The sequence below is a fragment of the Synergistaceae bacterium genome (assembly GCA_021372895.1).
Lineage (GTDB): Bacteria > Synergistota > Synergistia > Synergistales > Synergistaceae > JAJFTP01.
Window position 1 is genome coordinate 1 of the sequence record JAJFTP010000091.1, and the last position, 7496, is coordinate 7496.

Here is a 7496-nt window from a genome sequence, read left to right on the forward strand (position 1 = left end):
CCAGCTTGTCTGTCATGATTGCTTTTTTCATATCAGCGATCAGCCTGGGCAATGTTGCATAGTAAACAGTCATGCCTCCTCGGAGCGCCTCCATGGACAGAGCAACAGACAGATGTGTTTTTCCAACGCCAGGCGGTCCTAAGAGTATCACATTCTCCTTTCGGGCAGCGAAAGCCAGTGTAGAGAGTTCTTTTATCTGCCTGGGATCTATGCTCGGCTGGAATGAGAAGTCAAACTCTTCTATTGTTTTGTGGTGAGGCAGTCGTGAGAGTTTTATACGTGTTTCCTCGCTTCGCCTCTTCCTTTCCTCCTTTTCAGAATTTAGCAGCCCCAAAAGAAACGACAGATATGTGGCTTCTTCTTTGACCGCTTTCTCCAGGTGAGCATCCAGAAGGTCCGCTGCAGTCTTGATGCCCATTTCTAAAAGCAGTTCTCTGGCCTGTTCAAGCTCCATCATTTATATTACTCCCGCTACCTGGTCGTAAATTGCCAGAGGACGTGTCTCAACTGAAATGTCTTGTATCTTATACGCATACGACAGAGGGGCAGCGATGCCATTTCTTTCTGCAAGACCTTCGTATTGCCCTTTGAGCCATACTATCCTGCCTGAGGTATATTCGACTTTGTGCTGAACTATACGGACATTCCCTTCATAGGCTTCAAAGTATTCTCCGCATATCCTTACTCTCAGTTCTCGGCCGCTGTAGCACCATGGAACCCCGTATCTGGCCCCATCAAAACTTATAAACCCATCTCGTGTTACTTTTCTGGTCTCCCAACGATATTTATCTCTGATTTCTTTAGACGGAAGACCCAGCAAGGGTTCTTTCATGAGGCTCTCAAGAGGGATCTCTCCCGTTGTTCCATGTCTTTTACTGTTCACTTTCTGACACCATTCCATTGCCTGGCGATTGAGATCTTCTGCGTTTGTAAAAGTCCTTCCCGGGAGAAAATTGTCTTTGACATAGTCAACCAGTCTTTCAACTTTACCTTTTGTCTGATTATCACTAATTGGAGATAACAGGGATTATCTTTAAATTCATATTATCCTCAAAATCGGAGGGGGACACCGTGAAAAGAACGACAGTCCCGCCACATACTGAAGATAATAAATCAAATTAACCCGCAGTATTTAAGCAGATACTGTTCCTTACCTTTCCAATTTTTAGACCTTGCAGATAATGCGCCAATGATCGCATCACAATCGGCAGACTCCAGGGCTTTTGTGATCGTTTCTTCATCAGAATATGAATAAATAGTTGTCGTTTCAACGCTGCTGTGTCCAAGGAAATCTCTAATGTAAGAAAGCGGAATCCCTTTTTTGTACATGGCCATCGCAATGCTGTGCCTCAACATATGCGCATGGAGATTCTCAGAGAAAGCATCGTCGGCTTCATGTGCAAGCTTCCCATATTTCTTCAGAAAGTAATCAGCTGTTCCTGGCTTCATCTGTGTTTTCTGCCTATCGTGCGTGGTATAGAACAGAAAAACATCCGAGGGACTGTCTTTATGGAATTCTGCAAGATAAGCATCTAAATGTCTTACCGTGGCTCTAAGAAGGGGAACATACCTTACCTTATTCCCCTTACCGCGAATTCTCAGCCGCACGCTGGAATCACTGCGGACAATACAGTTCAGCTGCAAATCAAGCATTTCCTGTATTCTCGCGCCCGTCTCATAAGCTAAGATCATAAAAAAACGGTCACGTCTGCCGATCCTCGCCGTCATATCGGGCAATGAGAATAAAAGCTTCAGCTGCTCTTGAGTTAAATGTTCGGCATACGTTTTTTTCACGCCCTTGAAGGCATGAATTCCAGCCACTTCAAGATATACTGACATCAACTCCATATTCTCCTCGCCGCAGTATTTGAGGAAGGATTTAATGGCCGACAGCCTCAGATTAATTGTATTCGCAGAGTTTCCGCGAACATCCTTAAGCCATAGAAGGAAGTCATAAACGCCGCTCCTGGAAAAACATAAAAAATCCATACGATCAAAGCTGATGCCTTTTTCCTCATGACAATAATTGCGGAGGAGATTGAATGTCTGCCGATAGGCTCGGGCTGTTTTGTCGCTGAAATTTCTCCTCGTTATGAGATAATCGTTCAGGAAATCACGAAGCAGCTGGTAGAAAACCAACTCATTCTTCTTCATGACACACCTCTGGCAGGATGCTGTCATTTACAGCAGAAAGCCTCCATTCCATTTCTGGGTAGAAGTCTTCCACAAGGGACAAATAGTAATCCGTGTCGGCATAGCAGGAATGCCCCATATATTCGCTGAGGTAAGGATAGAGCGCATTGATATCCTGTCCTTCTCTGACCCATTGGTTCAGCCTGTGCACAGCATACCCATGGCGAAAATCGTGGACTCTCGCGGGATTTCCTATGACAGCCCTGGACTCGGGAAGCTTATCCCAAAACTCATGGAACCATTGGTCAAGAATTGACTTGCTGAAGAAGTTCCCTTCCTTGTTTGGGAAAAATACTTCCCGGCCTGGATACATGGATTCCATGATGGAATCATATTCCCTGCATACATCATGCAGATCATCACCCATGTACACGATCCTGGCTTTCCAGCCCTTGGACTCCCGAATCGTTATTCTGCCCGTATCAATATCTACGTCTTCTGCTCTTAACATCCGTGCTTCCGAGGAACGCATCCCGCAGCAATACAGCATACGGAAAATTACAGGGATGACATATTTCCGGGTCGGCGAAAACGGCGAGGGTGGGCAATGGTCAACAGAATTGAAAAAAGCTTTCAGCTCAGCGTCTGTATAAATATGCGCTTCATATTTAATCTGCCTGTGCGGGATGTGTCCTGGAATCACGTAAGCATCATACCCGAGCCCTTTCATATACTTTCCAAGCTGCCTTACCGGAGTAACCCTTCGCAAAAGGCCATTTGGATGCTCTCCGGGTTTTAAGCGAAGCCAAGCGGCGCACATTTCCTTTGTAAGAATACAATCGTCAGGAAACTTTTCATATGCAAGCATATCGAGATGGTAAAGAATCCGTGCCGAAGATTGATAGGGATATCCCAATGCACACTTTTGATCAATGAAATTTTTAATGCAGGTGCCGATTAGGCTCCTGAACGCATAATCAGTCATCCGAAGCGCCTCCTCTCCAGGAAACCCTTCCTATGATGGATAGATCCAGCGCACACATCCTGAGCATTGGTTCTTCCATGGAGAGGTATGGTTTGTCCGATTCCTTTGAAACATGGCCAAGGACATCTGTTATGACTTGATGCGGCACCTTTGCAGCCAGCAGCCGGTGTACCATGGAATATCTGAAAAGGTGTGTGCCTTTAGCGGTGCCATTTACCGGATTGACCTTTTGCCGCTCAAGGAACTTTGAACAGATATAGTAGACAGAAGACAGCCTGCTGTACGGTGCCTGCTTCCGTAAGAATATATACGGATAGTAATCAGTGCGCTTGGGCCGTTCGTTTAGGATGTAGTCCATCAGCGCATTGCCGATATCCGGCATTAATGGCAGTACAAGAGGTTCGCCGGTTTTTTTCTGGTTCAGCCTGATTTTATCTTTCCGCCAGTCAATCTCCTGAAAGGTTAGACTGCAGATGTCACAATCGCGCAGCCCCAGTTTCATGGCAAGAAGGATTACCGCTTTTGTACGCTTGGACTCATTTTCCAGCTGCAACATCAGATTTGCCTGATCCTTTTCAGAGAGGTAAGCAGCGGCGGAACATCTCTGAACAAAAACGCCCATTACAATGCCGGATAAATTCTTTTCCATCAGACCCGAGGCATGGAGAAACTCCAGCAGCGAGCGAAAGATTGGCATTATCGTAGCCATGCTCCGACTGCTGCAGATGCCCGCAAATTTTGTGACGACAAGCTGGGTTGTATCAGCAGAGAACAGTTTTAAATCCTTCATGGAGTCTATCCCGGCAAATTCTATCATTCTTCGGAATATATAATCATGCAGCCCGATGGTAGCCTTGCTGAGGTTCCGATGCTCTAACGATTTACGGTACTGTGAACGGATGCCTTCAATTTCCAAGCTGATACAATTTGCTCGCTCACAGATTTTCCTCCATTGAAAAGTTCCTGTATCTGCGATTTCCATCAGAACATACGCTGCTTTACGGTTGATCTTCCACTTCCATTCTTTCATGCCACCACTGCCACGCAAACTGTTCATTCTCCGGATAAAGCCTTGCATCAATGCGCCATCATACTCTGAAATGCCGGCATCATAAAAATAGCGCCGGATATCCATCCATGAATGCCTGTACTGCCCCATTGTAGAGACGGTGAGACGCAGGTAATTCATTTCTATTTCAGCCTTGACAATTAGGTGGTCAATACTGACATCTGCTGCAATTGGGAATTTCCAGCCTTTAAAAAACTCCTGAACCTCAGCTTCGCACGGCATGGTGGACGGTTCATTGAACAGGATCCCATGCTCATCTTTGGCGTTAGTACACGCTGATTCGTCAATCAGCTTTACACAGCGGATATGCAGCGATCGGCGTTCCGGCGAACCATGGTCATCTGCAATAAACGCCTCATACAATCCGGCGCACGGCTCCGTTATGCCATATGCTTCGGCGCACTGCAGCATCTGGTTGAAGTAGCGGCGTCTGGACTCCCAGGTTTCACTGGCAAGTTTTGGTTTCAATTGGTCTAAAACAGTTTTGATAGTGATTTCTAGCTTAGTCATGTGTGTTATCCTCCTTCTAACCTCTAAGAGGTCATTAAAAGGATACCCCTGTACTAAAATATTATCTTCAATATGTGGCGGGACTGTCATTCTTTTCGTGGTGTCCCCCGCCGATTTTGAGGATAATATGAATTTAAAGATAAGTCTGAGGTCTCTTAGGTCGGCATACCTTGGGCATAAATCCCATTTCAGATGCAAAATCCTCAAACCGTTTATTCCATAAAGGTTTGCCCGCTTCGCTTCCGTCTATTACTGTCTTCATCCTGTCGGTCAAAACAACCTCAGGTACCCCTCCAAAGTATTCAAATGCGTTTACTATGCAGCGGAGGAGGCTGTAGGGGAAACACTGAGGGGTCAGACCTACACAATTGACAAAATGCCGAAATCCGACAGAAGGAACAGATCCGCCATCTCCTTCAGCTCAGCTGCGCTGTACCGATGGCTACAATAAATTCCTTCCCGGCAATTGTGTAGGTTTGACCATGATTGATGTCTTGACCCAAGTTGGTGTCTTACAACTCCTGATGGCTTGTGATATTCATATTGCCTGATCGCGGAAAAGTTACAGATTAGATTACGTATAGACGAGTTAGCATCTGGCCAGTAAAATATTGATGCCAGGATCTCAGAAACATGACAACAGGTCATAATAATTTAGTTGCAATGTGTTTTTGAAAATTCTTTAAGTACTAAAAGCGGTTGTCTTCAGACATTAATGATTTTCACAAGAGTAGAGGAGCCCTTTATGATGCCAGAGAACAATGAGACAAAGGACCCTTCTTTCAATATTGGGATCGATACGAGGAAAGCAAGGATAAATTCGATATTACTCACTCTGATAGTTATATATATCATTGCTCATTATCTGCGTTTTGCCTGGAACAGATACAACGATATTGCCTCCTCTGAAGCAGTCATGCTTGCACGATCGGTGGGGTCCCTTCTTCATCCCGAGCTTATAACAGAACTATCCGGAACCAAAGAAGACCTGAATAAACCTGCATATGTTATGACACAGCTTAGCCTGAAAAGGCTCGTTGATACAAATAATCCGATCCGGTTCGCTTACATTTTTGGTAAACGAAACGGAAATATGATATTTCTAATAGATTCAGAATCGCCTGATTCACCGGATTACTCGCCGCCCGGACAGATATATGAAGAAGCCAGTGATGCTGACTGGCTGCCCTTCAAGACCGGCAAAACAGTTCTTACTGGACCGGCAACTGACAGATGGGGGACATGGATCAGCGCCCTTGTGCCAATAAAGGACCCATCTGACGGGAGAGTCATTGCCGTCCTCGGGCTCGATTATTCGGCGCCTGAGTGGAATTTACGAGTATGGGAACATATGGTCCCGGATGTTGTCATCGTTATCTCCCTCCTTATGCTCTTTATTGCGTTGCGTCGCACCCGGAGGCAAAATTACACCCTTAAAGAGCTCAGTAAGAAGATGGCCTTTAATGAGGCCCTTTATCGAAGCGTATTCGAACAGGCTCCAATAGGTATCGCGATTGCTGATGAAAACAGGTATGTATCACAGTCAGAATATGGACAGATGAATGCAAATCCTATGTTCGAACAGATCACAGGCTGGACGAGCAATGAGTTGTTGAAAATTAATTGGGCAGATATTACTTATCCCGAAGACCTCAAACTTAATATTGAAAAATATGAGCAGTTCAAAGAGGGGAAAAACAACGGCTACACGCTTGAAAAACGTTTTATAAGGCCAGACGGATCAACAGTTTGGACAAATATGAAAATATCTCCTTTGTTGGGCAATCCTGACATGGGTGCTTTTCATTTGTGCCTCCTCGAGGACATCTCTGCACGCAAAGCAGCGGAGGAGTCGCTCAAAGAAAGCGAAAGAAGCAAATCCGTGCTTCTTTCACACCTTCCCGGAATGGCATACAGGTGTAACTATGACCGCGACTGGACCATGAAATATATTTCCGACGGCTGCACTGAACTGACAGGATACGCTCCGGAAAGCCTTTTGAATAACAGAGACCTCTCATTCAACGACCTCATCGCACCGGAATACCGTGAACCGCTCTGGATCGAATGGGAGCGTACCCTTGCTGACAGGCTGTCATTCAAACATGAATACGAGATCATAACAGCTGAAGGGAAACGGAAATGGGTGCTTGAGCTTGCCGAAGGCATATTTAACGATAATGGAGAGGTAGATGCTATTGAAGGAATCATCATAGACATATCCGACAGAAAAGAAGTCGAAAATATACTCAGATATAATAATGAACATGACAAATGGACCGGACTGTTCAACAGATATTATCTGGAAAATCTCCTTGACAGGGATACCAAAGAGCGAACCGGAGAGAAAAGGGCGCTGATCGGAATAGATTTGAGTGCTGCTCAGTCAATTACTACAGCATTTGGATTCCACTACACTCAGGAATTGATCACAAGGACGGCAGGCGTGATCAGTAAATACTGCACGGACAAACGCTTGTTATTCTATACATACGAGAATCGATTTGTTTTCTACCTAAAAGGATATAAAAACAAAGATGATTTGATCGTATTTGCAGAAACTCTTGCAAATACACTGGTATCTTTACTTTCGGCTGAAAGGATCAGCGGCAGGCTCGGTATCGTTGAAATAGACAATGACAACAGGCTTGAAGCAGACGGTAGCTGTCAACCGTACATGTCGCTTCAGCAATTGATCACTACGCTGCGTTTGTTGCTTTTTCCTCCGTTGTTGTTTTGCACTTCGGAGGGTTAAGAAATACTACTTCTTTTATTGCCCAATTTCTGGTTTTCCCGCTC

6 protein-coding genes and 2 pseudogenes are annotated in these 7496 nt (G+C 45.1%); 1 reads left to right on the forward strand and 7 read right to left on the reverse strand.

All coding sequences use genetic code 11. The features are described from left to right. The 7 genes and pseudogenes from LLF78_08100 to LLF78_08130 all read right to left on the reverse strand — a co-directional run. Nucleotides 1–457, reverse strand: a 457-nt coding sequence (locus tag LLF78_08100; GenBank protein MCE5202456.1) for an ATP-binding protein, incomplete at its 3' end; no start/stop codon positions are given. Beyond that, the gene (locus LLF78_08105; protein ID MCE5202457.1) at nt 458–883 is read right to left on the reverse strand and encodes a Mu transposase C-terminal domain-containing protein; all 426 of its coding nucleotides are present in this window, start codon (nt 881–883) and stop codon (nt 458–460) included. A gap of 230 nt (nt 884–1113) precedes the next feature. After that, nucleotides 1114–1839 carry a tyrosine-type recombinase/integrase gene (locus LLF78_08110; protein MCE5202458.1) on the reverse strand — a complete coding sequence of 242 codons (726 nt, stop codon included), beginning with the start codon at nt 1837–1839 and terminating at the stop codon, nt 1114–1116. Nucleotides 1840–1851: 12 nt separating this feature from the next. After that, nucleotides 1852–2154 (reverse strand): annotated as a pseudogene (locus LLF78_08115) (site-specific integrase). Next, nucleotides 2141–3118 carry a tyrosine-type recombinase/integrase gene (locus tag LLF78_08120; GenBank protein MCE5202459.1) on the reverse strand — a complete coding sequence of 326 codons (978 nt, stop codon included), beginning with the start codon at nt 3116–3118 and terminating at the stop codon, nt 2141–2143. The pseudogene LLF78_08115 and the gene LLF78_08120 overlap by 14 nt, the downstream one beginning before the upstream one ends. Then, entirely contained in the window at nt 3111–4697 is a 1587-nt protein-coding gene (locus LLF78_08125; protein MCE5202460.1) for a tyrosine-type recombinase/integrase, read from the reverse strand. The genes LLF78_08120 and LLF78_08125 overlap by 8 nt, the downstream gene beginning before the upstream one ends. A 142-nt stretch (nt 4698–4839) precedes the next feature. Continuing rightward, a pseudogene (locus tag LLF78_08130) lies at nt 4840–5031 on the reverse strand (DDE-type integrase/transposase/recombinase). Nucleotides 5032–5442: 411 nt separating this feature from the next. Between LLF78_08130 and LLF78_08135 the strand changes: the two are divergent. Beyond that, nucleotides 5443–7452, forward strand: a complete 2010-nt coding sequence (locus LLF78_08135) for a PAS domain S-box protein (protein ID MCE5202461.1) — start codon at nt 5443–5445, stop codon at nt 7450–7452. Nucleotides 7453–7496: the final 44 nt, after the last annotated feature.